General features: G+C 64.4%; 26 protein-coding genes and 1 pseudogene. 14 read left to right on the forward strand and 13 right to left on the reverse strand.

The window, feature by feature from the left end; all coding sequences use genetic code 11:
• Positions 1-84: 84 nt before the first annotated feature.
• Both JKP78_RS16625 and JKP78_RS16630 read right to left on the reverse strand, forming a co-directional pair.
• The gene (locus JKP78_RS16625; RefSeq protein WP_186688992.1) at positions 85-615 is read right to left on the reverse strand and encodes a hypothetical protein; all 531 of its coding nucleotides are present in this window, start codon (positions 613-615) and stop codon (positions 85-87) included.
• Positions 616-674: 59 nt separating this feature from the next.
• A complete protein-coding gene (locus JKP78_RS16630) occupies positions 675-1,199 on the reverse strand; it encodes an ankyrin repeat domain-containing protein (RefSeq protein ID WP_186688987.1) in 525 nt (174 codons plus the stop codon).
• 268 nt (positions 1,200-1,467) lie between these two features.
• On the opposite strand from JKP78_RS16630, the gene JKP78_RS16635 reads away from it, so the two are divergent.
• Positions 1,468-1,740, forward strand: coding sequence for a DUF3509 domain-containing protein (locus JKP78_RS16635; protein ID WP_170028849.1), 273 nt, complete (start codon positions 1,468-1,470; stop codon positions 1,738-1,740).
• Between the two features lie 61 nt (positions 1,741-1,801).
• On the opposite strand, the gene JKP78_RS16640 is transcribed toward JKP78_RS16635, so the two are convergent.
• From JKP78_RS16640 to aroC, 3 genes are all read right to left on the reverse strand, one after another.
• Positions 1,802-2,338 (reverse strand): oxidase, encoded by a 537-nt coding sequence (locus tag JKP78_RS16640; protein ID WP_200626997.1) that lies wholly within the window; start codon positions 2,336-2,338, stop codon positions 1,802-1,804.
• Positions 2,338-3,495 carry an MFS transporter gene (locus tag JKP78_RS16645; protein ID WP_186688981.1) on the reverse strand — a complete coding sequence of 386 codons (1,158 nt, stop codon included), beginning with the start codon at positions 3,493-3,495 and terminating at the stop codon, positions 2,338-2,340. Before JKP78_RS16645 ends, JKP78_RS16640 begins: the two co-directional genes overlap by 1 nt.
• A gap of 132 nt (positions 3,496-3,627) precedes the next feature.
• Positions 3,628-4,719 carry a chorismate synthase gene (gene aroC, locus JKP78_RS16650; protein ID WP_200626998.1) on the reverse strand — a complete coding sequence of 364 codons (1,092 nt, stop codon included), beginning with the start codon at positions 4,717-4,719 and terminating at the stop codon, positions 3,628-3,630.
• 188 nt (positions 4,720-4,907) lie between these two features.
• On the opposite strand from aroC, the gene JKP78_RS16655 reads away from it, so the two are divergent.
• Both JKP78_RS16655 and JKP78_RS16660 read left to right on the forward strand, forming a co-directional pair.
• Entirely contained in the window at positions 4,908-5,867 is a 960-nt protein-coding gene (locus tag JKP78_RS16655; RefSeq protein ID WP_200626999.1) for an alpha/beta hydrolase, read from the forward strand.
• A gap of 65 nt (positions 5,868-5,932) precedes the next feature.
• Entirely contained in the window at positions 5,933-6,715 is a 783-nt protein-coding gene (locus JKP78_RS16660; RefSeq protein ID WP_200627000.1) for a hypothetical protein, read from the forward strand.
• A 337-nt stretch (positions 6,716-7,052) separates the two neighbouring features.
• Here JKP78_RS16660 and prmB read toward each other — a convergent pair whose 3' ends face one another.
• Positions 7,053-7,961, reverse strand: coding sequence for a 50S ribosomal protein L3 N(5)-glutamine methyltransferase (prmB, locus tag JKP78_RS16665; protein ID WP_200627001.1), 909 nt, complete (start codon positions 7,959-7,961; stop codon positions 7,053-7,055).
• Positions 7,962-8,141: 180 nt separating this feature from the next.
• Here prmB and JKP78_RS16670 point away from each other — a divergent pair, with 180 nt between their 5' ends.
• From JKP78_RS16670 to JKP78_RS16690, 5 genes are all read left to right on the forward strand, one after another.
• A complete protein-coding gene (locus JKP78_RS16670; protein ID WP_063911663.1) occupies positions 8,142-8,732 on the forward strand; it encodes a cysteine hydrolase family protein in 591 nt (196 codons plus the stop codon).
• 52 nt (positions 8,733-8,784) lie between these two features.
• Positions 8,785-9,105, forward strand: a complete 321-nt coding sequence (locus tag JKP78_RS16675; RefSeq protein ID WP_200627002.1) for a hypothetical protein — start codon at positions 8,785-8,787, stop codon at positions 9,103-9,105.
• Positions 9,106-9,320: 215 nt separating this feature from the next.
• The gene (locus JKP78_RS16680) at positions 9,321-9,881 is read left to right on the forward strand and encodes a Smr/MutS family protein (protein WP_186688960.1); all 561 of its coding nucleotides are present in this window, start codon (positions 9,321-9,323) and stop codon (positions 9,879-9,881) included.
• A 70-nt stretch (positions 9,882-9,951) separates the two neighbouring features.
• Positions 9,952-10,497 (forward strand): GTP cyclohydrolase I FolE, encoded by a 546-nt coding sequence (folE, locus tag JKP78_RS16685; RefSeq protein ID WP_170028840.1) that lies wholly within the window; start codon positions 9,952-9,954, stop codon positions 10,495-10,497.
• 59 nt (positions 10,498-10,556) lie between these two features.
• Positions 10,557-10,928, forward strand: a complete 372-nt coding sequence (locus tag JKP78_RS16690; RefSeq protein WP_186688954.1) for a glutaredoxin family protein — start codon at positions 10,557-10,559, stop codon at positions 10,926-10,928.
• Positions 10,929-11,062: 134 nt separating this feature from the next.
• On the opposite strand, the gene JKP78_RS16695 is transcribed toward JKP78_RS16690, so the two are convergent.
• Complete coding sequence (locus JKP78_RS16695; RefSeq protein WP_170028838.1) at positions 11,063-11,665, reverse strand: glutathione S-transferase family protein; 603 nt, start codon at positions 11,663-11,665, stop codon at positions 11,063-11,065.
• Positions 11,666-11,811: 146 nt separating this feature from the next.
• Between JKP78_RS16695 and JKP78_RS16700 the strand changes: the two genes are divergently transcribed.
• Entirely contained in the window at positions 11,812-13,002 is a 1,191-nt protein-coding gene (locus JKP78_RS16700; RefSeq protein ID WP_200627003.1) for a benzoate/H(+) symporter BenE family transporter, read from the forward strand.
• 143 nt (positions 13,003-13,145) lie between these two features.
• Here the strand turns inward: JKP78_RS16700 and JKP78_RS25485 are convergent, their stop codons facing one another.
• From JKP78_RS25485 to JKP78_RS16710, 3 genes and pseudogenes are all read right to left on the reverse strand, one after another.
• On the reverse strand, positions 13,146-14,027 hold the full coding sequence (locus JKP78_RS25485) for a methyl-accepting chemotaxis protein (protein WP_442794006.1): 882 nt from the start codon (positions 14,025-14,027) through the stop codon (positions 13,146-13,148).
• A gap of 24 nt (positions 14,028-14,051) precedes the next feature.
• Positions 14,052-15,086 (reverse strand): annotated as a pseudogene (locus JKP78_RS25490) (methyl-accepting chemotaxis protein); the annotation flags it as partial.
• A gap of 116 nt (positions 15,087-15,202) precedes the next feature.
• On the reverse strand, positions 15,203-16,600 hold the full coding sequence (locus JKP78_RS16710) for an aminotransferase-like domain-containing protein (RefSeq protein ID WP_200627005.1): 1,398 nt from the start codon (positions 16,598-16,600) through the stop codon (positions 15,203-15,205).
• Between the two features lie 208 nt (positions 16,601-16,808).
• Between JKP78_RS16710 and JKP78_RS16715 the strand changes: the two genes are divergently transcribed.
• Positions 16,809-17,966: an MFS transporter gene (locus tag JKP78_RS16715; RefSeq protein ID WP_200627006.1), complete on the forward strand. Its 1,158-nt coding sequence runs from the start codon at positions 16,809-16,811 to the stop codon at positions 17,964-17,966.
• A 154-nt stretch (positions 17,967-18,120) separates the two neighbouring features.
• Here JKP78_RS16715 and JKP78_RS16720 read toward each other — a convergent pair whose 3' ends face one another.
• A complete protein-coding gene (locus tag JKP78_RS16720) occupies positions 18,121-18,882 on the reverse strand; it encodes an SDR family oxidoreductase (RefSeq protein ID WP_186688943.1) in 762 nt (253 codons plus the stop codon).
• A gap of 175 nt (positions 18,883-19,057) precedes the next feature.
• Here JKP78_RS16720 and JKP78_RS16725 point away from each other — a divergent pair, with 175 nt between their 5' ends.
• The gene (locus tag JKP78_RS16725) at positions 19,058-20,059 is read left to right on the forward strand and encodes an NADP-dependent oxidoreductase (RefSeq protein WP_170028832.1); all 1,002 of its coding nucleotides are present in this window, start codon (positions 19,058-19,060) and stop codon (positions 20,057-20,059) included.
• 129 nt (positions 20,060-20,188) lie between these two features.
• On the opposite strand, the gene pyrF is transcribed toward JKP78_RS16725, so the two are convergent.
• Complete coding sequence (gene pyrF, locus JKP78_RS16730) at positions 20,189-20,890, reverse strand: orotidine-5'-phosphate decarboxylase (protein ID WP_200627007.1); 702 nt, start codon at positions 20,888-20,890, stop codon at positions 20,189-20,191.
• Between the two features lie 181 nt (positions 20,891-21,071).
• Here pyrF and JKP78_RS16735 point away from each other — a divergent pair, with 181 nt between their 5' ends.
• Entirely contained in the window at positions 21,072-21,239 is a 168-nt protein-coding gene (locus JKP78_RS16735; protein ID WP_010952850.1) for a DUF2897 family protein, read from the forward strand.
• 101 nt (positions 21,240-21,340) lie between these two features.
• Here JKP78_RS16735 and JKP78_RS16740 read toward each other — a convergent pair whose 3' ends face one another.
• Positions 21,341-21,664, reverse strand: coding sequence for a ComEA family DNA-binding protein (locus tag JKP78_RS16740; protein ID WP_200627008.1), 324 nt, complete (start codon positions 21,662-21,664; stop codon positions 21,341-21,343).
• Positions 21,665-22,354: 690 nt separating this feature from the next.
• On the opposite strand from JKP78_RS16740, the gene wecB reads away from it, so the two are divergent.
• Positions 22,355-23,497, forward strand: a complete 1,143-nt coding sequence (gene wecB, locus JKP78_RS16745; protein ID WP_200627009.1) for a non-hydrolyzing UDP-N-acetylglucosamine 2-epimerase — start codon at positions 22,355-22,357, stop codon at positions 23,495-23,497.
• Entirely contained in the window at positions 23,494-24,756 is a 1,263-nt protein-coding gene (gene wecC / locus JKP78_RS16750; RefSeq protein WP_200627010.1) for a UDP-N-acetyl-D-mannosamine dehydrogenase, read from the forward strand. The genes wecB and wecC overlap by 4 nt, the downstream gene beginning before the upstream one ends.
• Position 24,757: the final 1 nt, after the last annotated feature.

A 24,757-nucleotide genomic window follows, 5' to 3' on the forward strand; every position in this document is an offset into this window, starting at 1 on the left:
CCTCTTCGCGGATAAATCCGCTCCTGCAAGGATATCAACGGGCCTGCAGGAGCGGATTCATCCGCGAAGGGGCAAAAGGTGCCATCAGACGTGTACCGCTACCTTCAACGCCTCCAGGGCTGGCTCGACCTTGATGCCCACTTCCGCCCCCAGCTCCAGCACCCGTGCCAGGTCGTTCTGCCCCACCATCACCATCTGCAGCTCGTCATCCAGCAACTGGCTGAAATTGAGCAGTACATAACCCCCTGCTTCTTTGTTCAGCGCGCCCATTTGCACCTGGATACGGTTGAGCGCGGTCAGCGGCTCGGTGCGGGCCAGCTGCTTGGGCTTGAGGGTGAACGGTACGCTCTGGTCGAACGAAGCACTGATCTGCTCGAACAGCTCCTGGTAGCTGTCGGCCTGGAACACCACGGTGTCCGGCAGGCTGCCCAGCACCACCCATTCGCCCAGCGGGATAGGGAAGCTGTCGTCGTAGTTGATGTCAGGGTTGGCGGCGAGGAAGGCAGCCGGGTCGGCGTAGGCCTGGGCGGCTTCGTCGGCGATGCGCTCGATGTCCTCCTCGCGCATGCAGCCAGCGCCAATGAGGCTGATGAATTCGAGCAACTGAGTTTTCATGAAAGGGGCCTGCGACGGGTGAAAAGTCGCCAAGGATAGCCGCAAACGCCCCCTTGCGGTTAGCCGGCCAGCGCTTGCAGCCGTGCTGCGGTATCCACTGCGCCCATGGTTTGCGCCGCCATCAGTGCGGTGGCGCCGCGGACATCCTGGCGCGCCGGGTCGGCGCCCTGGGCCAGCAGGTAATCGAGGATTTCGCCGCGGTTGAACATGGCCGCCAGCATCAAGGCGGTGCGGCCATCCTGCGCGGCGGCATCCACCGGCACGCCATGCTCGAGCAGCAGGCGGATCATGGCCAGATCGCCCTTGAACGCGGCGCCGGCGATGGGCAACTGGCCGTTGTCATTGGCAATCAGCGGGTCGGCGCCGTGTGCCAACAGCACCCGCACGGCGTCGTGATGACCGTGGTAGCTGGCCAGCATCAGCAAGGTGTCGCCCTTGTGATTGCGCAGGTTGGCCGGCAGGCCGCTGGCCAGCAGGCGCCCGAGCATGTCGGCATCGCCCTGGCGGGCACGGTCGAATACCTGCTCGGCGAATGCGGCCGCCTCGTCTTCGCTCATGGTGGTGGGTGCGGTTTGGGTGGACATCGGGAACCTCCTGGCATCAAACATTGCCCAAGTGTTTGTCAGGCCCCGGTTGCCGGTCAAAGGTTCAGTTTCTATCGAGCCGATAGGCAACAGGCGCACCGTGCAAAATGCACTGTGCAAAATGCACGACCTTGCAGATTGCACGGCCCACCGCTTCCACAACTATATTAACCCTCTGATTTTAAACGATTTTTCCAAAACAAAACTCTTGGCACGCTCACTGCAATCTACCTGTTCACGATTGCTACCAAACCTGCCAGGAGTTGATATGGACCTCATCCAGGAAAAGTTCGTCTCGGTATTTCCGGCCTACCAGGTCACTACCCAGCCCCGCCCGGACGGCGGCATCCTGCTGACCCTGCGCGCGGCCGACGGCAAGGTGACCCGTCGGGTGCTGACCTATGGCCAACTGCATAGCGCCGAACAGCTGTCGTGGGCGATCAGCGCCATTCGCCGTGACCTGGCCGAGCAGGCCAGCGAGTTGCCGGTGATTTCCATGCTGCAGAGCCAGCAGCGCTTTGCCTTGCCAACTTACCGCTGAGTCTTGGGTTGGCGTTACCGGCCGCTTCGCGGGCTAGCCTGCGAACGGGCCGGTAATACCCTCACAACTCGTCGATACCAAGAAACGCCCTGGCGCTTTCATCCCCGGTAAAACGTGGCTGCGCACCTTGCTCGCTGGCATACAGGCGCAACGCCAGGCAAAACGGCGTATCGCCCAGTTCCACCCAGCGCCGGGTCCCCGCCGGCACCACCAGCTGGTCGCCCTTCTCGCACAGCAGCGAATATACCCAGTCGCCCGCACGCAGGCCAACCTGGGCACGCCCGCTGATCACGGCAAATACCTCTTCAGCGTCATGCACGTGTTCATCGCGTAGGTCTACCTGCGCCGGGTCGGCACCGTCACGGTTGAGCACCACGAAGGCCTTGCTGCCATGCGCTGTCATCAACCGGTCCAGGTGCTCCCGGCAGGCGCCCAGCACCTCTTCGTGGGCCGAGCCCGGGCGCACCCGCAGGCCAGGTTCGGCATGGGCAAATCGCACGCCCTGTTCGGCCAGGGTGGCGGCGATGTCATCGTGATGGGTCAGCACCTTGTTCGGCAGTTCCGGGCTGGAAGTGTGGAAAACGCTGAGAATGCTCATCAGGGGCGGGTCCTGGTCGGTTGCGAACAAAAGGCAATGATAACGGCTGCGGCCAAGGCTGCGGCACTGGCCATACCAAAGGTGAAGGTGGGCCCCAGCAGGTTCCAGCTATAGCCCGAATACAACGCCCCCAGCGCCCCGCCAGTGCCGGACAGTGCCGCATACAGTGCCTGGCCCTGGCCCTGCTGACGGGCGCCGAAGCTGGCCTGGACGAAGGCGATGCTGGCGGCGTGGAAGCAGCCGAAGGTGGCCGCATGCAGCAGCTGGGCGAACACCAGGACTGCCGGCTCGCCGGCCAGGTTACCCAGCAACAGCCAGCGCAGCGCCGCCAGCACGAAGCTGGCCAGCAGCACCCGCTGCACGGAAAAGCGCGCGAATACCCGGCTCATGAACATGAACACCAGCACTTCGGCCACCACGCCAAGGGCCCACAACAAGCCGATGGCACCGCGGCTGTAGCCCAGGTGTTCGAGGTGCAGGGTGAGGAAGGTGTAGTACGGCCCGTGGCTGAGTTGCATCAACGCCACGCAGGCATAGAACGCGATCACCCCGGGGGCACGCAACTGCTGCAGGAAGCCGCCGGCGCTGCGGCGCTCGCCCTGCTCCAGCGGCTGTGCATTGGGCACCCACAGGCTGGCGGCGACGATCCCGGCCATGATCGTGACCAGGGCCACCGGGTAGATATCCAGGCTCAGCCACTCGAACAGCCGGCCCAGGCCGACCACGGTGAGGATGAAGCCGATCGAGCCCCACAGGCGCACCTGGCTGTAGCGGGCGGTTTGCCCGTGCAGGTGGGCCAACGTGATGACCTCGAACTGGGGCAGCACCGCGTGCCAGAAGAACGCATGCAGGGCCATGACCAGCGCCAGCCAGGCATAGCTCTTGCCGAAGAAGATCAGGGCGAAGGTGGCCAGGGTCGACAGCGCGCCCAGGCGCACGATCAGCAGGCGCTGGCCGGTGCGATCGCCCAGCCAGCCCCACAGGTTGGGGGCGACGCAACGCATCAGCATGGGGATGGCCACCAGCTCGCCGATACGCGCCGCAGAGAAGCCCAGGTGGTCGAAGTACAGCGCCAGGAACGGCGCGGTGGAACCGAGCAGGGCGAAGTAGAACAGGTAGAAGCTGGACAGGCGCCAGTAGGGGATTGGTTGCTGCATGGGATGCCCTTGTGGGGACCTGGGCCGGCCTCTTCGCGGGCGCGCCCGCTCCCACAGGGAACCCACAGACTCTGAAAGCGGCGATGAACCTGTGGGAGCGGGCATGCCCGCGAAGAGGCCGGTACTGGCGAATCAGAGCTGGCCCAGCACCGGGGTATTCACCTTCACATCGGCATTCTGCGCACGGTGGCGCAGCAGGTGGTCCATCAGCGCAATGGCCATCATCGCCTCGGCGATCGGCGTGGCACGGATGCCCACGCACGGGTCGTGGCGGCCTTTGGTGATGACGTCCACCGAGTTGCCGTCGATGTCGATGGAGCGGCCCGGGGTGGTAATGCTGGAGGTTGGTTTCAGCGCCAGGTGGGCAACGATCGGCTGGCCCGAAGAGATGCCGCCGAGGATGCCGCCAGCGTTGTTGCTGAGGAAGCCTTGCGGGGTCAGCTCGTCACGGTGCTCGGTACCGCGCTGGGCCACGCTGGCGAAACCGGCGCCGATTTCCACGCCCTTGACTGCGTTGATGCTCATCAGCGCGTGGGCCAGCTCGGCATCCAGGCGGTCGAAGATCGGCTCGCCCAGGCCCGGCATCACCCCTTCGGCGACCACGGTGATCTTGGCGCCTACCGAGTCCTGGTCACGACGCAGCTGGTCCATGTAGGCCTCCAGCTCCGGCACCTTGCTCGGGTCGGGGCTGAAGAAAGCGTTCTGTTCCACCGACTCCCAGCTCTTGAACGGAATCTCGATCGGCCCCAGCTGGCTCATATAGCCACGCACGGTGATGCCCTGGGTGGCCAGGTACTTCTTGGCGATGGCACCGGCGGCCACGCGCATGGCGGTTTCGCGGGCCGAGCTGCGGCCACCGCCGCGGTAGTCGCGGATGCCGTACTTGTGGTGATAGGTATAGTCGGCGTGGGCCGGGCGGAACAGGTCCTTGATCGCCGAGTAGTCCTTGGACTTCTGGTCGGTGTTGCGGATCAGCAGGCCGATCGAGCAGCCGGTGGTCCGGCCTTCGAACACGCCGGAGAGGATCTCCACCTCGTCGGCTTCCTGGCGCTGGGTGGTGTGCCGGCTGGTGCCGGGCTTGCGCCGGTCGAGGTCGTGCTGCAGGTCGGCCAGGGAAATTTCCAGGCCCGGTGGGCATCCATCGACAATGGCGACCAACGCCGGGCCATGGCTCTCGCCAGCGGTGGTGACAGTGAACAGCTTGCCGTAGGTATTGCCGGACATGGACGCTCCGCGAGATCTGCCTGAAGTGAACGAAAGCGGCAGTATACAGATGGATTGCCTGCCTGTGCTGGGCATCGTGAACCCGTGGCAGCGGGTTTACCGGCGAAGAGGCCGAGCCTGCCCTGCACAGGCCGAGAACCTTCCCGTGGACATAGGGTCAAACTGACATCTCCCCACTGTAGTACCGCATGATGTCGCGCCTCGTCGCTTTGTTGTTCCTGCTGGGCACCAGCCTGGCCCAGGCCGCCCCCACCGTGCTGCAACGCCCGATCGACCTCGATACCGGCCAGGGTGTGCTGCACGGCAGCCTGCTGCTGCCACTGCAGGCCACCCCGCCGCCAGTGGTGCTGATCATCGCAGGCTCCGGCCCCACCGACCGCGACGGCAACAACCCGGCCTCGGGCCGGGTCGACAACCTCAAGCGCCTGGCCCTGCTGCTGGCCAACGAACACATCGCCAGCGTGCGCTACGACAAGCGCGGGGTCGCTGCCAGCCAGCCGGCCACCCCCGACGAGCGTGACCTCAGCGTGGAGCGCTACGTGGCCGACGTGGTCGCCTGGAGCCACAAGCTGAAGGCCGACCCACGCTTTGGCCCGCTGATTCTGCTCGGCCACAGCGAAGGTGCGCTGATCGCCAGCCTGGCCGCCGAGCAGGCCGGTGCCAGCGCGGTGATTACCTTGGCCGGCAGTGGCCGGCCGCTGGCCGAAGTGCTGCGCGAACAGTTGGCCCAGCGCCTGCCGCCAGCGCAACTGGCCGGTGGCAGCGCCCTGCTCGACCGCCTGCAGGCCGGGCAAACCAGCCTGGAAGTGCCGGCACCGCTGCGCCAGGTGTTCCGCCCCAGCGTGCAGCCCTACCTGATTTCGCTGTTCCGGCAGAACCCGGCCGCAGCCTTTGCCCGCCTGCCCATGCCGGCACTGATCGTGCAGGGGCGCAACGACGTGCAGGTGGACGTGGACGACGCCGAGCGGCTGAAGGCGGCCAAGCCGGATGCCCAGCTGGTGCTGATCGACGGCATGAACCATATGTTGCGCATCAGCCCCAAGGGCATGAGCCAGCAGCGCGACAGCTACCTCAACCCCGAGCTGCCGCTGGCGCGCGAGCTGGGTGAGCGGATCGTGACGTTCATCCAGCATTTGCCTTCGGCGTGAGGTAAACGGGCTCAGGTCTCGGGCATGCCTGCCGATACAGCGGGCATAGCCGAGGACAAGCCCTGATGACCACCACCCCCGCCGCCGCAGAGCCGGCCGAAGAATCCCAGGAAAGCCCGGCCCTGCCCTGGGCCGAGCTGAGCGTCGAACACTTCCAGCTGCTGCGCCTGACTGCCCTGCCTACCGATCGCAGCACCGGCGCACGGCCGCTGCGCTTCGTGCAGTTCGGCTATGCCGAGCGCCACGACAAGGCCCACAGCCTGCTGCGCATGGAAATAAAACTGCCAGGCCAGAAGGTGCACAAGGAACAGAACCGCCTGGACATCCGCGTCGACCATGGCGAACGCCTGGTACGCATTGGCGCCGAAACCGGCCTGCAACTGGAACCCTTGAACCGTGGCCTGGGCCGTTTCCTGCTGGCCCAGGCCGTGCAGTGGCTGCAGCGCAAGTGGTCGCATTACCGGGTCGAGGGCATGGCGCTGCCGAGCAAGGATGCGCTGAACGAAGACTCGCGCCTGCGCCGCGACCACTGCCTGCGCGGGGTCGGCATCGAGGTGGAGTATGAAGACGGCCAGCACCTGAAAGGCCGTACCGTGGAAACCACGGTGAGCCAGCTCAAGGGGGCCTGGAACAGCGAGCACGTGCAGCGGGTGGAGATCCTCGATGCGGCCAGCCTGCTGCAGCAGGCGGACCAGCAGTTGCAGGAAAAGGAAGCGCAACTGCGTGAGCGCGACGAACGCGTTGCCAAGTACCAGCGCGAAGACAGCGGCTTGCGCTTTACCATCACCTGCCTGGTGGCCTTTGCGGTGTTCCAGGCGGGGTTGCTGATCTGGATTGCCACGCGCTGACAGCGCGCCGCCTGGCCTTTGGCGCTCGGTGGGAATTGGGCCGCTTTGCGGCCCATCGCGACACAAGGCCGCTCCTACAGGAGACCGCGTAGCACCGGGATGACGGTATCCCTGCAGGAGGAATTGGGCCGCTTTGCGGCCCATCGCGACACAAGGCCGCTCCTACAAGAGACCGCGTAGCACCGGGATGACGGTATCCCTGCAGGAGGAATTGGGCCGCTTTGCGGCCCATCGCGACGCAAGGCCGCTCCTACAGGAGACCGCGTAGCACCGGGATGACGGTATCCCTGTAGGAGCGGCCTTGTGTCGCGATGGGCTGCAACGCAGCCCCAATGAATCAGACCCGGGCCTTGAACAGCTGCTGATGCTGGCGGCACTGCTCGGCAGTCAGCATGAACACCCCATGCCCGCCGCGCTCGAACTCCAGCCAGGCGAAGTCCACCTCAGGGTACAACGCCTCGACATGCACCTGGCTGTTGCCCACCTCGACAATCAGCAAGCCCTTGTCGGTCAGGTGGTCGGCCGCTTCGGCCAGCATGCGCCGCACCAGGTCCAGGCCGTCGTTGCCGCACGCCAGGCCCAGCTCGGGCTCATGGTGGTACTCGGCCGGCATGTCGTCGAAATCCTCGGCATCGACATACGGCGGGTTGGACAGGATCAGGTCGAAACGCTGCCCTGGCAAACCGGCAAAGCCATCGCCCTGCACGGTGTACACGCGCCCGTCCAGGCCATGCCGCTCGATGTTCTGGTTGGCCACTTCAAGTGCGTCGAACGACAGGTCGGCCAACACCACCTCGGCGTTGGGGAAGACGTCGGCGGCAACGATACCGATGCAGCCAGAACCGGTGCACAGGTCGAGAATGCGCGCCGGCTCGCTGGCCAGCCACGGTTCGAAGCGTTTCTCGATCAGCTCGCCAATCGGCGACCGCGGCACCAGCACACGCGGGTCGACGATGAACGACATGCCGCAGAACCAGGCCTCGCCCAGCAGGTAGGCAGCCGGCAGGCGCTCTTCGATACGGCGCTTCAGCAGGTGCTGCAGGCGCACCCGCTCATCGTCCTCGAGGCGGCAGTCCAGGTAGCTGTCGGCCACCTCCCACGGCAGATGCACTGCGCCCAGCACCAGCAGGCGGGCCTCGTCCCAGGCGTTGTCGGCACCGTGGCCGAAGAACAGGTCGTGCTCGTGGAAGCGGCTGACCGCCCAGCGGATGTAGTCGCGCAGCGTGCGCAGACGGGATGTGATCACGGGGTACTCCTAATTCAGACCGGACAAAAGTCTAACAGCCCCGACCGCACATTTGTTCCCTTGGATCGCCTGCCGGCCGGCCACAGGCCAGTAATCATGCCGCTTGCATTGTCAACCATTCCCATTGGCGCCAAGGCAGGGGAGAATAGGTATACAAAAGCCCTATCCAAGGAGCCCTTGATGTCCGTTCCAACCACGATGTTCCGCCTCACTGGCCGCGATTACCCGCCGGCCAAGCTGAGCCACGCCAGCCTGATCATCATCGATGCGCAAAAGGAGTACCTCAGCGGGCCCCTGGCGCTGTCGGGCATGGACGAGGCCGTGGCCAACATCGCCAGGTTGCTCGACGCCGCGCGCAAGAGCGGCCGTCCGATCATCCATGTTCGCCACCTGGGCACCGTCGGTGGCCGCTTCGACCCACAGGGGCCGGCCGGCCAGTTCATTCCGGGGCTGGAGCCGCTGGAAGGCGAAATCGTCATCGAAAAGCGCATGCCCAACGCGTTCAAGAACACCAAGCTGCACGAGACCCTCCAGGAACTGGGCCACCTGGACCTGATCGTATGCGGTTTCATGAGCCATTCCAGTGTCAGCACCACCGTGCGCCGGGCCAAGGACTATGGTTACCGCTGCACCCTGGTGGAAGATGCTTCGGCGACCCGCGACCTGGCATTCAAGGATGGGGTGATCCCGGCCGCGCAGATTCACCAGTGCGAAATGGCCGTGATGGCCGACAACTTCGCTTGCGTGGCCCCTACCGCCAGCCTGATCTGAACGCGATAAAGGGCCCCAGGTCGAATTCCGGATATCCACAGAGGAGAGCGGAATGAAGCTCAAAGGCAGTTTCGACGCCAAGCGCCTGCGCCCGCGCGAACCGCGCAACTGGGGGGCGCGGCTGGCGGCTGGCCTGGCGGCCCTGTTGGCCACCCTGGGCGTGCTGCTGGCAATGGCCGGTGTCGCCGGCCTGCTGGGCAACTACCCTGCCCTGGCGGAACTCAATGCCAACAAGTCGTTGTCCGGCGTGTTGAGCGTGGCTGGCTTGCTGTTGCTGTGGCTGGGCGTGCGCTTCTGGCGCCGCAGCCGCATTCGCCTGCGGCGTGGGCGCGAGCTGAACCTGGCGCCACACCTGATGAAAAAGCACGATTGACCGCTACGCTACGTACGCGGCCTTTGTAGGAGCGGCCTTGCGTCGCGAAAGGGCCGCAACGCGGCCCCGCAGATGTAAGCGCGAAGCTGGATTCCCGAGGGGCGCTTCGCCCCCCTTCCCGACGCAAGGCCGCTCCCACAAAAGGCCAGGCAGGCCCGACATGGCTGCATACCGCTCTGCAGTCGCGTAAACTACGCCGCCCACGTGGAGGCATCATGCAAGACGACGATTTTTCCCTGTTCAAGGCCGAAGTGCGCGGTGTGAAACCGATCAAGCACGACCGCGCCGAAGTCGGCAAACCCAAGGCCGACCGCCAGCAGCTGGCCGGCCTGCGCCAGGCAGCGACGGTGCGCAGTGACAAGGCCCTGGTGATCGACGGCATGTCCGACCAGTTCGTCATCGACGTTGGCGCCGAGGATGAACTGCTGTGGCGTCGCGACGGTGTGCAGGAAGGCCAGTTGCGCAAGCTGAAGCTGGGGCAGATTCCGTTCGAAGGCAGCCTGGACCTGCACGGCATGACCGTGGAAAAGGCCCGCGAAACCCTCTGGGACTTCATCGCCGAAGCCACCAGGCTGGAAGTGCGCTGCGTACGCGTTACCCACGGCAAGGCCGCACGCCTGGACGGCAAGCGCCCGATGATCAAGAGCCACGTCAACACCTGGTTGCGCCAGCACCCGCAGGTACTGGGTTTCGCCTCGTGCAGCGCCCGCCACGGCGGCACTGGCGCGGTGTATGTGATGCTCAAGCGAACCATGCTCGAAGGCCGCGACGAATAACGCCGCGCTTGCAGCGCCGCCTTCGCCGCCGTACCCTTCGTTTTTGCGATTTTTTCCCACAGGTAGATCCATGTCCCTGGAACAGAACTACACCGAGATCCTCAGCCAGCTGGGCGAGGACGTCTCCCGTGAGGGCCTGCTCGACACGCCCAAGCGGGCTGCAAAGGCGATGAAATACCTTTGCCGCGGTTATGAGCAAACACTGGAAGAAGTCACCAACAACGCGCTGTTCAGCTCCGACAACAGCGAAATGGTGCTGGTCCGGGACATCGAGCTGTATTCGATGTGCGAACACCACATGCTGCCGTTCATCGGCAAGGCCCACGTTGCGTACCTGCCCAAGGGCAAGGTCCTGGGCCTGTCGAAGGTGGCGCGCATCGTCGACATGTACGCCCGCCGCTTGCAGATCCAGGAAAACCTCAGCCGCCAGATCGCCGAGGCCGTGCAGCAGGTCACCGGTGCGGCAGGTGTCGCCGTGGTCATCGAAGCCAAGCACATGTGCATGATGATGCGCGGTGTCGAGAAACAGAACTCGACCATGATCACCTCGGTGATGCTGGGTGAGTTCCGCGAAAACGCCGCCACCCGCAGCGAGTTCCTCAGCCTGATCAAGTGATTGGCTGCCGTCCCCAAGCCGACCCTGCGGGTCGGCTTTTTCATGTTCAGGAGTTGCCCATGATCGTCAAAGCCCTGCGGGTTGGCCTCGGCCAGCTCATCGTGTTCGCCGACTGGCTCAGCCGCCCGGCCAAGCGCAAGCGCGACGCCGCCGCCCAGGCCCGCGTCGAACAGGCGGCCAAGGGCCTGGCGCTGTACCAGTTCCATGCCTGCCCGTTCTGCGTCAAGACCCGGCGCACCCTGCACCGCCTGAACGTGCCGGTGGCGCTGCGCGATGCCAAGAACGACCCGGTACACCGCCAGGCCCTGGCAGAAGGCGGCGGCCGAGTGAAAGTGCCGTGCCTGCGCATTGAAGAAGCCGGCAAGGTGACCTGGATGTATGAGTCCAAGGCCATCATTGCCTACCTGGACGAGAGGTTCGCTGCCCTGTAGGAGCGGCCTCGCGTCGCGAAAGGGCCGCAAAGCGGCCCCGACAGTTTACGCGGCGAAGCTGCAAACCCGGGGCGCTTCGCCCCCCTTTCGCGACACCAACCGCAGTTCACGGGCAGGCACAGCCTCAGCGCGGGTCAACCCACCATCGGCACATGCCGCGGGTGGCTGCTGACCCGCTCCAGCCAGGCCCTCACTGCCGGGTAATCGGCCAGGTCGAAGCCCCCCTGATGCGCCACGTGGGTATAGGCATACAACGCCACATCGGCAATCGAGTACTGCTCACCGACCAGGTACGGCGTCATCTGCAACTGCCGCTCCATCACCCTCAGTGCCTTGTACCCGCCCTTGTGCAGCTTGCGGTACTCCTCCACGCGATCATCCGGCAAACCGAGGTAGAACTGGATGAAACGCGCCACGGCAATGTACGGCTCATGGCTGTACTGCTCGAAGAACTGCCACTGCAACACCTGGGTGCGCAGGCGCGGCTCGACCGGCAGGAACTCGCTGCCATCGGCCAGGAAGTTGAGAATGGCGTTGGACTCCCACAGGTAGCTGCCGTCTTCCAGCTGCAGTACCGGCACCTTGCCGTTGGGGTTCATGGCCAGAAACTCGGGCGTTTCCGTCTCGCCCTTGAGAATGTCCACCGGGTGCCACTCATACGGCCGGCCCAGCAGGCTCAACATCAGCTTGATCTTGTAGCAATTGCCCGACTGGTAGTCGCCATAGACCTTGTACATCGCCCCTTCACTCCCCAAGCAGTTGTGCATTTGCGCCCAATAGTTGGCGACTGTACGGCTAAAAGCAATGGCCGCTGTATGGCAAGGATCAATCTTGCTCGCTGTAGTCTGAAAAAACTGCTTACACCTTTACAAGGATTTTGTTCATGACCGATGCCACTTCCGCTCGCCTGCGGCCACTGGCGGACAGCTCCCCGTCGGCGATCGTCGCCGGCTTCATCGCCATGCTCACCGGCTATACCAGTTCGCTGGTATTGATGTTCCAAGCTGGCCAGGCGGCCGGGCTGACCACAGCGCAGATTTCCTCGTGGATCTGGGCGTTGTCGATCGGCATGGCGGTGTGCAGCATCGGCCTGTCGCTGCGCTACCGCACGCCAATCACCGTGGCCTGGTCGACCCCGGGTGCCGCCCTGTTGATCACCAGCCTGGGTGGCGTCAGCTATGGCGAAGCGATCGGCGCCTACATCACCTGCGCTGTCCTGGTGCTGATCTGTGGCCTGACCGGCAGCTTCGAGCGCCTGGTCAAACGCATCCCGGCTTCGCTGGCGTCGGCGCTGCTGGCGGGCATCCTGTTCAAGATCGGCAGCGAAATCTTCGTGGCCGCCCAACACCGCACCTTGCTGGTGCTGGGCATGTTCTTCAGCTACCTGCTGGTCAAGCGCCTGTCGCCGCGCTACTGCGTGCTGGCCGCGCTGCTGGTGGGCACGACATTGTCCGGCGCCCTGGGCCTGCTGGACTTCAGCGGCTTCCGCCTGGAGGCTGCCACGCCGGTGTGGACCACGCCGAGCTTCTCCCTGGCGGCGACCATCAGCATTGGCATTCCGCTGTTCGTGGTGGCGATGACCTCGCAGAACATGCCGGGTGTGGCCGTACTGCGCGCCGACGGCTACCAGGTGCCGGCCTCGCCGCTGATCTCGGCCACCGGCTTTGCCTCGCTGCTGCTGGCACCGTTTGGTTCGCATGGGGTCAACCTGGCGGCGATCAGCGCGGCGATCTGCACCGGGCCACATGCCCATGAAGACCCGGCCAAACGCTACACCGCGGCGGTGTGGTGCGGGATTTTCTATGGCATTGCCGGGGTGTTCGGCGCGACCTTGGCGGCGCTGTTTGCGGCGCTGCCGAAAGAGCTGGTGCTGTCGATTGCGGCGCTGGCGCTGTTCGGCTCGATCATGAACGGGCTGACCGTGGCAATGAGCGAAGCGCGCGAGCGGGAGGCGGCGGTGATTACCTTCATGGTTACCGCTTCGGGGCTGACCTTGTTCTCGATTGGTTCGGCGTTCTGGGGGATTGTGGCGGGGGTACTGACCTTGATGATTCTGAACCCGCGCAGGGTCTGACGGTATTTGTTGCCTGTACTGGCCTCTTCGCGGGTAAACCCGCTCCCACAGGGATCACACAATATTCAGCATTGTGGTATTCCTGTGGGAGCGGGTTTACCCGCGAAGGGGCCGGTACAGGCAACACAAGCCCCAGGCCCAGATCACAACCTGAAATGCCCCACCATCCCCTTCAGGTCGGTGCCCAACTGCGCCAGCTCGACACTCGACCGGGCATTGTCCTGCATTGCCAGGGCCGCCTGGTCGGCACTGCTGCGGATCTGCGTGACGCTGCGGCTGATCTCTTCGGCCACTGAACTCTGCTGCTCGGCCGCCGCGGCAATCTGCTGGTTCATCTGCTGGATCAACGACACCGCTGCAGCAATGCTGCCCAGCGCGCTTTCGGTCTGCAATGCATCGGCAACTGCCAGGCGCACCAACTCGGTACTACCACGAATCTGCGCCACCGACTGCTGGGCATTGCCGCGCAGGCTGGCAACCAAGGTCTCGATCTGCTCGGTAGACTGCCGGGTACGCCGCGCCAGCGCACGCACCTCATCAGCCACCACGGCAAAACCACGCCCCTGCTCACCTGCACGGGCCGCTTCGATAGCCGCATTAAGCGCCAGCAGGTTGGTCTGCTCGGCCACGCTCTTGATCACTTCCAGCACGTCGCCAATGGTGTGAATCTCGGCACTGAGGCTGTCGATACCGGCGCTGGCCGTTTCCGCCGCCGCCGCCAGCTGCTCGATGCGCTGCATGCTCTGGCGCACCACCAGCTGCCCGGAATCGACCTTTTCGTCCGCAGCCTGGGCCGCCTGCGCCGCCTCCTCGGCGTTGCGCGCGACATCGTGGACGGTGGCGGTCATCTGCTGCATGGCGGTCGCCACCTGTTCGGTTTCGTCCTTCTGGCTACCCACCTCGCGGTTGGTCTGCTCGGTTACCGCCGACAGCGCCTGGGCATTACCGGCCAGTTGCTCGATACCCTGCTGCAAACCGCTGACGATGCCCGACAGGCCCTCGGCCATCTGCTGCATGGCCTGCATCAGCTGCCCTACTTCATCACGGCGTGGCGCCTGGGCGTCGAAGCCCAGCTCACCGGCGGCAATGCGCTGGGCGCGGGCAATCACATGCCTGAGCGGGCCGACCACGGCGCGGGTGATCAACCAGGCAGCCAACACACCGACCAACAGCGCCAGCGCCGTCGCCACCCCAATGGCCACGGCGTTTCGCTGCAGTTCGCCCTGTAGCGCCTGCTCCTGCCCCAGGTAGGCCTGGTCGACGCGCCCGGTGACCTGCTCGGCACTGGCCTGCAACTGCGCCTTCAGGCCCTGCTCGCGGGCCAGCTGGTCAGTGTACTCGTTGAGTTTCTCCGAGAAGCTGCCGATGTGCCCCGCCACTTCGCCCAGCACGCTCTGGTAGCCAGCATCGCTGACCGCGCCCTGCAGCTGGCCGACCAGGCTGGCGGCCTCGACGGTCTGGGCAATGCGCTCCTGGCTGACGCCTTCTTCACCCTTGCGGCTTTTTTCCAGGCGTACCCGCGCTTCGTCCATGGCCTGCAGCATCAGCCGCGAAACCTGCGCCACTTGCGCGGCCTGCTCCAGGAACTCGCCGCCCTGCTGCCCTTGCGACTGCTTGAGGGTGTACACGCCATCGTCGGCCAGGCCGGCCTGCAGCACATCGAGGTTGTTGGCCACGCTGGACACCGACCAGCTGGCCATGTCCAGTGCCAGCTCCTTGGCCTGCACCGCCTCGACAAAGGCCTCGAACGCTTGCCCGTAGGCGGTCAGGTCGGCTTCCGTCGCGGCCAGCGCCGGCAGGCCGCGGGCGCGTTCGACCAGGCTCTGCAGGCCGCTGCGCAGGGCCTCGGCCTGCTGTATGTCGGAACGCAGGGCAAACGCCTGCTCGTGCTGGCGCAGGCGCAGCAGGTCGGTATTGAACTGGCCCAGCTGGCGCAAGCTGTCGAAGCGCTGGCTGACACTGTACAGCGCAGCGATGCCAATGGCCGCCACCGCCAGGGTCAGCACCAGCACCAGGGCAAAGCCCAGGCTGAGTTTGCGGGCCATGCCCAGGTTGGCCAGCACACCGTGCTTGCTCGTGCCCATGCCGATTCCCCTTCTGCTGGCGAGGTTATCTGGAAGGCCAAGGGTGGCAACGTTGCCAGCCACTGAACAAGGGCCTGACGTCAGAATAGTGTCAAATAGCTACGACAGTGTCGCTATCAGCTTTGCGGAGGTCGCCCTGCGTGCTGAAGGAAGGCCTGGGCGCGGGCGTCCTGCCCATAGGCGACATTGATGCGCAGCCAGGCGCTGGCAGCGCCCTGGTAATCGAAGGCACTACCTGGCGTGAGCAGCACCGCATGCTGCAGCGCCAGGTGCTCCAGGCAGGCGAAATCGCGGCCCGGCACGCGGGCCCAGACGAACATGCCGCCGTAGGGTTCGCAGAACACCTGCCAGCCCGCCAGTTCCAGCTGGCCAAGCAACCGCGCCATGTGCTGCGCCAGGCGTACGCGCAGACGCTGCATGCTCTTGCGGTAACTGCCATTGGCCAGCATCTGCCCTACTACCTGCTCGGCAAAACGCGAGGTGCCGATACCGCTGACCATCTTCAACTCGGCCAGGCGCGCGACCAATGCCGGGTCGGCGACCAGATAGCCGACCCGCAGCGAGCTGCTGAGGGTTTTCGAGAAGCTGGCCATGTAGATGACCCGCTGCTCACTGTCGAGGGTGGCCAGGCGGGTGGCCGGCCCTTCCTGGAAATCGGCGTAGATATCGTCCTCGATGATGCGCAGGTCATGCTCGCGGGCCAACTCCAGCAGACGGTAGGCGACCTTGGGCGTCAGGCTGGTGCCGGTGGGGTTGTGGTACAAGCTGTTGATGAACAGGCAACGCGGCTTGTGCCTGGCCAGTAGCGCTTCGAGGGTCGCCAGGTCCGGGCCCTCGGCGCCACGTGGCACCGGCAGCATGTGCACCTGGTGCTGGCGCAGCAAGTTGTACAGGTTGTAGTAACCAGGGTTCTCCACCAGTACCGTGTCGCCCGGGCGCAGCAAGGTGCGCACCAGCAGGTCGAGGCCATGGCTGGCACCCTGGGTAGTGAGGATGCGCTCGGGGCCGGCGACAATGCCCTGCTGCGCCAGGCGCTTGTGCAGCTGCTGGCGCAGGCTGGCCAGGCCCAGCGGCGGGCAGTAATCGAACAGGTCCTGCGGGTTGCCGCGGCTGACCTGGCGCACCGCCTGGGCCAGCTCGGTGCTGGCGCGCCAGCTGCTGGGCAGCCAACCGCAGCCCAGCTTGAGCAGTTCGTCATGACCCTCGCGAAATTGCCGCCAGCTACCGTCTGCGGCTTCCCCCCAGGGCTGGGTGTCGTCCGCGGCCAGGCCGGGTTTGCGCTCGGCCACGAAAAAGCCGGTGCCATGCCGCGCCTCCAGCCAGCCGCTGGCAACCAGCCGGTCGTAGGCCTCGATCACGCAGGACGCGCTGACCGCCTGGCTGCGGGCCAGGGCGCGGATCGACGGCAGGCGCGCGCCTGGGCGCAAGCGTTGCCGGTCGATCCAGGTTTGCAGTTGGTCGGTGAGTTGCTGCACCAACGGCGTAGCACTGGTGCGGTCGAGGGTCAGGTGCATGAGGTTGACTGTTTGCCGATTTTGAGCGAACAGTTAAGCATAAATGCGCTGAGGGTGTGTCTGGTGAGCGGAATGGACGCCCATCAGAGTAGGCAGGGCTGGCTCTTTCGCGGGTAGTGCACGGCGCTTGGGTTTGGATGCGAACCCTGTGGGAGCGGTTCACCGGCGAAGAGGACGGCACACACACTACAACACCAGGACCCAACCCATGCCCTTCGCTCCGGCCCGCCTGGCCTTCGCCCTCTGCCTGATCACCCTGGCTGTCAACCTGCCGGCCCCGTTGTATATCGCTTACGCCGACCTTTCCGGCCAGGGCGCCGGTGCCACGGCAGTAGCATTCGCCAGCTATGTGCTCGGCGTTTTGCCCGTGTTGCTGGCCCTGGGTGGCCTGGCCGACCGGGTCGGGCGCCGGCCGCTGATCCTGACCGCCCTGGCCCTGTCGATGCTAGCCACGGGGCTGCTACTGCTGGCCCCCAGCCTGCACACGCTGGGCCTGGCGCGGGCGTGCCTGGGCCTCGGCACCGCCCTGGCCACCGCCACGGCGACCGCCTACATGGGCGAACTGATGGGCAGCGAGCATGGCCCTCGCGCCGCCAACTGGGTGACCGCCAGCACCTCGCTGGGTTTTGGCCTGGGTGCAGCGCTGACCAGCCTGTTCCTGCTGCGTGGCCCCAGCCTGACCCCGGGCAGCTTCTACTGGCAACTGCTGCTGGCGGCAGTGGCCATGGCGCTGGTATGGCGCCTGCCGGACCCACGCCCGGCACAGCGCACCCGCATGCTGCGCCTGCCTTGCTACCCGCGTGGCAGCGTCGGCTATGGCCTGGCCATCCTGCTGGCATGGGCCTGCTCGGGGCTGGTCATCGCCTTGTTGCCGGGCATCCTGCGCCAACATGGGCTAAGCGTCTGGTCGGGCTTCTCGACCTTTTGCGTGATCAGTTGCGGGCTGGTGTTCCAGCCGATGGCGCGGCGCCTGGACAGCCGTACGGCCACGCTGCTGGGGCTGTTGATATTGCCGTGCAGCTATGCCGTGCTGGCCTGGGGAGCAGACAGCGGCAGGCTCGGGGCGGTGTTGCTGGGGGCGGTAGCAGCCAGCAGTGCGTGCTACGGGTTTATCTACCTGGGCGGGTTGGCGGCGGTGAACCAGCTGGCCGGCAGCGAGAAAACCCGGGCCAGTGCCGGGTTCTTTCTGCTGGCCTACCTGGGGTTCAGCTTGCCGGTGATCTTCACTGGCTTGCTGAGTGACCGGCTGGGGTCGGGGTTGGCCTTGCTGGTGTTTGGCGGGGTACTGACAGTGGCATGTGTGGCGCTTGGGCTGGCGTTGCTGTCCGGTTCGGTGAAAACCGCACAGGCGGCACGCTCGGTGTAGGCGCGGCCTTGTGTCGCGAAAGGCGGCGCAGCGCCGCCCCTGCCTCGCTGCATGAATTGCCGGGGCTGCTGCGCAGCCCATCGCGACACAAGGCCGCTCCTACACCCAGGTTCAGGGATATGGCTGCGCTCAGTGATTGCCCTGCGAGAGCGGTTCAGATCGCCGTCGCCCCACCATCCACCGTCAGGCAGTGCCCGGTGGTAAACGCTGCGCCGTCGCTGCACAAGTACAGTACCGCGCTGGCAATTTCCTCGACCTTGCCAATACGCCCTACCGGGTGCATGGCAGCGGCGAACTCGGCCTTGCGCGGGTCGGCCTGGTAGGCGCGGCGGAACATCTCCGTGTCGATCACCGCCGGGCACACCGCGTTCACGCGGATGCCCTTCTTGGCGTACTCGATGGCCGCCGATTTGGTCAGGCCGATCACGGCGTGCTTGGAGGCACTGTAGATGCTCATTTTCGGCGCCGCGCCCAGCCCTGCGACCGAAGCGGTATTGACGATCACCCCAGCGCCCTGGGCCAGCAGCAGCGGCAACTGGTACTTCATGCACAACCACACGCCTTTGACATTGACGCCCATGATGGCATCGAACTCTGCTTCGCTGCCCTCGGCCAGGCGGCCCTGCTCTATCTCGATACCGGCGTTGTTGAAGGCGTAATCCAGCCGGCCATAGGCGCCAAGCAGGCGCTCGTGCAACTGGCGCACCTCGGCGTCACGGGTAACGTCGCAGGCGATGAACAGCGCCTCGCCACCTGCCGCGCGGATCAACGCCACGGTGGCCTCGCCGCCGACCGCGTCGAGGTCGGCCACCACCACCTTCAGGCCTTGCTGGGCGAACGCCAGGGCGGTTGCCCGGCCGATGCCGGCGGCAGCGCCGGTAACCAGGGCGACCTGGCCGGAAAAGGTCATGCTCATCGCGTGCTCCTGAGAGTACTGGGTGGGGTGCAAAGCATAGTCAGCCACCGTCTGGCCGGGCAGCATCATCACCCCTCCGGTTGGGCTACCATGCTTGTCAGTGATGTTACGGACCTGCCTCCATCAACAAGGTAGATTTAACGCCCGATTCCTCCACTGCCCACAAGGACCTGCCATGACCCAGACCAACCGCCGCTTCCTGCTCGCCAAACGCCCGGTCGGCGCCGTGCGCCGTGACGACTTCAGCTTCGACAGCGTTGCCGTCGAACAACCCGGCGAAGGCCAGGTACTGGTGCGCAACCTGTACCTGTCGCTGGACCCAGCCATGCGCGGCTGGATGAACGAAGGCAAGTCCTACATCCCACCCGTGGGCCTTGGCCAGGTGATGCGCGCATTGGGCGTTGGCGAGGTGGTCGCGTCCAACCACCCCGGCTTCAAGCCGGGCGACCATGTCAGCGGCGCCCTGGGCGTGCAGGACTACTTCACCGGCGATGCCCAGGGCCTGCACAAGATCGACCCCAGCCTGGCCCCCCTGCCCCGCTACCTGTCGGCACTGGGCATGACTGGCATGACCGCCTACTTCGCCCTGCTGGAAGTCGGCCAGCCCAAGGCCGGCGACACGGTGGTGATTTCCGGTGCGGCGGGTGCGGTGGGCAGCATTGTCGGGCAGATTGCCAAGATCAAAGGCTGCCGCGTGGTCGGCATTGCCGGCGGTGCCGAGAAGTGCCAGTACCTGAAGGACGAACTGGGCTTTGACGGGGTGATCGACTACAAGGCCGAGGACGTGCTGGCTGGGCTGAAGCGCGAATGCCCGAAAGGCGTCGATGTGTATTTCGACAACGTTGGTGGCGACATCCTCGATGCCGTGCTGACCCGCATCAACTTCAAGGCCCGCATCGTGATTTGCGGCGCAATCAGCCAGTACAACAACAAGGAAGCGGTGAAAGGCCCGGCCAACTACCTGTCGCTGCTGGTGAACCGTGCGCGCATGGAAGGCTTTGTGGTGATGGACCATGCCAAGGACTATGGCAAGGCCGCGCAGGAAATCGCCGGGTGGCTGGCCAGTGGGCAGGTGAAGAGCAAGGAGGATGTGGTGGACGGGCTGGAGACCTTCCCCGAGACGCTGCTGAAGCTGTTCAGTGGGGAGAACTTTGGCAAGTTGGTGCTGAAGGTTTGATTGCGGGGTTGGGCTTGCAGCTGTAGGCCTTGGGAGGATCAGCGCTGGGTAGATCGAGCGCCGCGTGGGCGGCGCTCGATTTCGCCGGCACTAGGGCGCTCAAGGCGAGCACCTCAGGCAGGCATCTTATTACCCACGAATCTCCGCCACCACCGCGGCCAGCGCCTGCGCCGGGTCGGCGACCTGGCTGATCGGGCGGCCGATCACCAGGTAATCCGAACCGGCATCCAGGGCCTGGCGCGGGGTGAGAATACGGCGCTGGTCATCCTGCGCGCTGCCCGCCGGGCGAATGCCCGGGGTGACCAGTTGCAGCGCCGGGTGCGCCGCCTTCAGCGCCGGGGCCTCCAGCGCCGAGCACACCAAGCCGTCCATGCCGGCCTTCTCGGCCAGCGCGGCCAGGCGCAGCACCTGCTCCTGCGGGTCGATATCCAGGCCGATACCGGCCAGGTCTTCACGCTCCATGCTGGTCAGCACGGTCACGCCAATCAGCAACGGCTGCGGGCCGCTGCGCTTGGCCAGTTCCTCACGGCAGGCCGCCATCATGCGCAGGCCACCGGAGCAGTGCACGTTGACCATCCACACGCCCATCTCGGCCGCCGCCTTCACCGCCATGGCAGTGGTATTGGGGATGTCGTGGAACTTGAGGTCCAGGAACACTTCGAAGCCCTTGTCGCACAGGGTTTCGACAATGCCCGAAGCACTGCTGGTGAACAGTTCCTTGCCAACCTTCACCCGGCACAGCGCAGGGTCAAGCTGGTCAGCCAGCTTCAGGGCGGCCTCACGGGTAGGGAAATCCAGGGCGACGATCAGGGGCGTCTGGCAGGCGGACATGGCAGGGTCTCTTGGCAAGTCGAAAACGGCGCGCATTGTAAACGATGTGACGCAGGCTTTGGGGCCCGCAAGTCACGGAATTGGCCCGGCACGGCCTGGCTCCTATAATTGAACCAACGGAACGGGTAATTGCTCAAAATTCGTACAAGCGCTGCCCATCATCGGTAAAAGGAGAACGACCATGCCCTGGTATGCCTGGCTGATACTCATCATAGCCCTTGGCTCGATCGTCGGCGGGCTTATGCTGCTGCGCGACACGGCGAAGAAACTGCCGCTGACCGAAGAGCAGCTGCGCAAGGTGCATGAGCGCAACGCCGAAGCGGATGCCAAGGATGCGCAAGACCGCTAGAAGGCCAACGCCAAGAAGCGGTCTTGTGTCGCGACGGGCTGCATGGCAGCCCCAGGTTCCAGCCAGCAACCTCAAGCCGACAGGCTCATCCTCCTGCCAGCTTACTCCACCATCAGCTTGTCCCGGTTACGCTCCAGCAATGCGTTGCCGATGCCTTTGATCTCAAGCAATTCATCCACCGAAGCAAATGGTCCATTGGCCTCCCGGTAGGCCACGATGGCCTCGGCCTTGGCCTTGCCAATACCGTTCAGCTCCTTCTGCAACGTGACTGCATCAGCGGTGTTCAGGTTTAGCCGCTGCGGTTGCTGGCTCACCATCGGCACCGGCTCGGGCGCTGGTGTGGCGCTGGCCGGAGCGGCACTGAGGGAAAAGGACAGGCTGGCGAACAGAGGGAGCAAAAGGTACGACAGAACGTTGTTACGCATGGTGGGTACTCCTTGGGTTGGTCATTTTCCAACAGCCGTTTTCCTTCGGCTGTGCAATCAACCCTAGCGTTTCCCTCACGGTGCAAACAGGGTCGTAACCTGGTTAATCGTTACCGGATCCAACATTGCAACACGCAACTTCTTCGACCCAAAAGTAATGGCATTAAGCCATTTTTCAGGTTAACTTCATGAAATATTGACGCTGGTAAATCGTCACTAGGTGAATTCCCATTTAATCTAGGTTTCATTCAGACAAAAAGCAGTTGTTTTTCCCACACACCTTGCTGCTCTAGGCCTACATCCGTTCGTCGCCTGGCTTGGGCAAATAAAAAGTTTTGGCATGATGCCTGAATGGCATCAATCAATCGTTTTTCATGATTCATAAACCATAAATAGGATCCAATAAATAGATATATAAACGCAAAACCGAGCCTTCAGCGGAAAAAAGCGTGCCAAACGGGGTGCCCTCTTGATGACGAAATGATAAATTTACAGTCACTGGACAACCGCTATGCTTGAAGGATCCGAGCCAACATGAATTATTCTTCATCTCCCCCCTGGCTCCTCGTCCGCTATTGCGTGCGTGGCGCCACCCAGGCCCCCCCCTCCGGCCGATTTGCCTAACACCCGCGATCCACAGCCGTAGCACTTGATCCACCGCCTTCATTCAATACACAGAAGACCGTCGCCGTGTCCCTCAAGACCCTAACCGTATTTGGCACCCGCCCAGAGGCCATAAAAATGGCCCCCCTGGCCCTCAACCTCGCCCAGGATGACCGTTTCGAGTCACGCGTCTGCGTCACTGGCCAGCACCGCCAGATGCTCGACCAGGTACTGGAGCTGTTCGAGATCACGCCCGACTACGACTTGAACATCATGAAGCCAGGCCAGGACCTGACCGATGTGACCACTGCCATCCTGCAGGGTCTCAAGCCCGTACTGGCCGAGTTCAAGCCCGACGTGGTGCTGGTGCACGGCGACACCGCAACAACCCTGGCCACCAGCCTGGCTGCCTACTACCAGCAGATTCCCATCGCTCATGTGGAGGCGGGCCTGCGCACAGGCAACCTGTATTCGCCCTGGCCGGAAGAAGGCAACCGCCGCCTGACCGGTGCCCTGGCTGCCCTGCACTTCGCGCCGACCTCCACGTCGCAAGAGAACCTGCTGAAGGAAGGCACCGACGCCACAACCATCTACACCACCGGCAACACCGTGATCGACGCGCTGCTGGAAGTGGTGCGCAAACTGGAAAGCCCCCAGCTTAAAAGCCAGTTCGAATCCCGGTTCAGCTTCCTGAACCCGCAACGCCGCATGGTGCTGGTCACTGGCCACCGCCGCGAAAACTTCGGCGGCGGCTTCGAGCGCATCTGCCAGGCCCTGGTGCAAACCGCACGACAGTTCCCTGACGTGGACATCGTTTACCCGGTGCACCTCAACCCCAACGTGCGCGAACCAGTCAACCGGCTGCTGGCCGACGTCAGCAACATTCATCTGATCGAACCGCTGGACTACCTGCCGTTCGTGTATCTGATGACCCGTTCATACCTGATCCTGACCGACTCCGGCGGCATCCAGGAAGAAGCCCCTGCCTTGGGCAAGCCAGTACTGGTGATGCGTGACACCACCGAGCGCCCCGAAGCCGTGGCCGCCGGGACCGTCAAGCTGGTAGGCACCGACGTCGAATCGATCACCGAGCACCTGGCGAAACTGCTTACCGACGATGCGACCTATCGCGAGATGAGTTTTGCCCATAACCCCTACGGCGATGGAAAAGCGTGCGCGCGAATCCTCGACGCACTCTCCGCATTCTCCAACTCCAAGGACGCAGCATGAGCTTCAGCAAGATTTCTGTCGTAGGCCTGGGCTATATAGGCCTGCCAACAGCTGCCGTTTTTGCCGCTCGCAAGAAGCGGGTGATTGGTATCGATGTGAACCAGCATGCGGTCGACACTATCAACCGTGGCGAAATCCACATCGTCGAGCCTGAGTTGGACATGGTGGTACACGCTGCGGTGACCGAAGGTTTCCTGCGCGCCTCTACCGTCCCGGAGGCAGCCGACGCCTTCCTGATTGCCGTGCCGACCCCGTTCATGGATGACCACCAGCCGGACCTGAGCTACATCGAGTCCGCCAGCAAGGCCATCGCGCCGGTGCTGAAGAAAGGTGACCTGGTCATTCTGGAGTCCACCTCGCCGGTCGGCGCCACCGAGCAGATGGCCTTCTGGCTGGCCCAGGCCCGTCCGGACCTGAGCTTCCCGCAAACCCACGGCGAAGCCTCCGATATCCGCATTGCCCACTGCCCTGAGCGCGTACTCCCAGGCCATGTGCTGCGCGAGCTGGTGGAAAACGACCGGATCATCGGTGGCATGACCGCCAAGTGCTCCGAAGCGGCCGTGCGCCTGTATCGCACCTTCGTAGAAGGTGAATGCATCGTCACCAACGCCCGCACCGCAGAAATGTGCAAGCTGACCGAAAACAGCTTCCGTGACGTGAACATTGCCTTCGCCAACGAACTGTCGATCATCTGCGACAAGCTGGACATCGATGTGTGGGAGCTGATTCGCCTGGCCAACCACCATCCGCGCGTCAACATCCTGCAGCCTGGCCCGGGCGTGGGCGGCCACTGCATCGCCGTCGACCCATGGTTCATCGTCAGCCAGACCCCGGAGCAGGCACGCTTGATCCGCACCGCCCGCGTGGTCAACGACAGCAAGCCTGAGTGGGTGATCGACAAGGTCAAGATGGCCCTGGCCAACTTCCTGATCAAGAACCCGGGCAAGTCGGCCCAGCAGGTGAAAATCGCCTGCTACGGCCTGGCGTTCAAAGCCGACATCGACGACCTGCGCGAAAGCCCGGCGCTGAGCATCGCCGAGCGCCTGGGTAATGAGCTTGAAGCCACCCTGCAACTGGTCGAGCCGAACATCGAAGCCCTGCCGCAGCGCCTGGCGCGCCATGAGCACGTGGACTTCGACCACGCGCAGGACAGCGCCGACATTCACGTACTGCTGGTGAAGCACCGCGAATTCCGCGGCACCTTCAGCGTGCGCGACGCAGCATTCGTGATCGACGCCGCTGGCGTTACCCAGGCTTGAT

It is taken from the genome of Pseudomonas sp. LAM2023 (assembly GCF_016620375.1).
Classification (GTDB): domain Bacteria; phylum Pseudomonadota; class Gammaproteobacteria; order Pseudomonadales; family Pseudomonadaceae; genus Aquipseudomonas; species Aquipseudomonas anuradhapurensis.

Coding starts and splice junctions, on each gene's coding strand:
- JKP78_RS16625 (WP_186688992.1), bottom strand. CDS start 615: ATGAAAACTCAGTTGCTCGAATTCATCAGCCTCATTGGCGCTGGCTGC.
- JKP78_RS16630 (WP_186688987.1), bottom strand. CDS start 1,199: ATGTCCACCCAAACCGCACCCACCACCATGAGCGAAGACGAGGCGGCC.
- JKP78_RS16635 (WP_170028849.1), top strand. CDS start 1,468: ATGGACCTCATCCAGGAAAAGTTCGTCTCGGTATTTCCGGCCTACCAG.
- JKP78_RS16640 (WP_200626997.1), bottom strand. CDS start 2,338: ATGAGCATTCTCAGCGTTTTCCACACTTCCAGCCCGGAACTGCCGAAC.
- JKP78_RS16645 (WP_186688981.1), bottom strand. CDS start 3,495: ATGCAGCAACCAATCCCCTACTGGCGCCTGTCCAGCTTCTACCTGTTC.
- aroC (WP_200626998.1), bottom strand. CDS start 4,719: ATGTCCGGCAATACCTACGGCAAGCTGTTCACTGTCACCACCGCTGGC.
- JKP78_RS16655 (WP_200626999.1), top strand. CDS start 4,908: ATGATGTCGCGCCTCGTCGCTTTGTTGTTCCTGCTGGGCACCAGCCTG.
- JKP78_RS16660 (WP_200627000.1), top strand. CDS start 5,933: ATGACCACCACCCCCGCCGCCGCAGAGCCGGCCGAAGAATCCCAGGAA.
- JKP78_RS16670 (WP_063911663.1), top strand. CDS start 8,142: ATGTCCGTTCCAACCACGATGTTCCGCCTCACTGGCCGCGATTACCCG.
- JKP78_RS16675 (WP_200627002.1), top strand. CDS start 8,785: ATGAAGCTCAAAGGCAGTTTCGACGCCAAGCGCCTGCGCCCGCGCGAA.
- JKP78_RS16680 (WP_186688960.1), top strand. CDS start 9,321: ATGCAAGACGACGATTTTTCCCTGTTCAAGGCCGAAGTGCGCGGTGTG.
- folE (WP_170028840.1), top strand. CDS start 9,952: ATGTCCCTGGAACAGAACTACACCGAGATCCTCAGCCAGCTGGGCGAG.
- JKP78_RS16690 (WP_186688954.1), top strand. CDS start 10,557: ATGATCGTCAAAGCCCTGCGGGTTGGCCTCGGCCAGCTCATCGTGTTC.
- JKP78_RS16695 (WP_170028838.1), bottom strand. CDS start 11,665: ATGTACAAGGTCTATGGCGACTACCAGTCGGGCAATTGCTACAAGATC.
- JKP78_RS16700 (WP_200627003.1), top strand. CDS start 11,812: ATGACCGATGCCACTTCCGCTCGCCTGCGGCCACTGGCGGACAGCTCC.
- JKP78_RS25485 (WP_442794006.1), bottom strand. CDS start 14,027: ATGCAGGCCATGCAGCAGATGGCCGAGGGCCTGTCGGGCATCGTCAGC.
- JKP78_RS16710 (WP_200627005.1), bottom strand. CDS start 16,600: ATGCACCTGACCCTCGACCGCACCAGTGCTACGCCGTTGGTGCAGCAA.
- JKP78_RS16715 (WP_200627006.1), top strand. CDS start 16,809: ATGCCCTTCGCTCCGGCCCGCCTGGCCTTCGCCCTCTGCCTGATCACC.
- JKP78_RS16720 (WP_186688943.1), bottom strand. CDS start 18,882: ATGAGCATGACCTTTTCCGGCCAGGTCGCCCTGGTTACCGGCGCTGCC.
- JKP78_RS16725 (WP_170028832.1), top strand. CDS start 19,058: ATGACCCAGACCAACCGCCGCTTCCTGCTCGCCAAACGCCCGGTCGGC.
- pyrF (WP_200627007.1), bottom strand. CDS start 20,890: ATGTCCGCCTGCCAGACGCCCCTGATCGTCGCCCTGGATTTCCCTACC.
- JKP78_RS16735 (WP_010952850.1), top strand. CDS start 21,072: ATGCCCTGGTATGCCTGGCTGATACTCATCATAGCCCTTGGCTCGATC.
- JKP78_RS16740 (WP_200627008.1), bottom strand. CDS start 21,664: ATGCGTAACAACGTTCTGTCGTACCTTTTGCTCCCTCTGTTCGCCAGC.
- wecC (WP_200627010.1), top strand. CDS start 23,494: ATGAGCTTCAGCAAGATTTCTGTCGTAGGCCTGGGCTATATAGGCCTG.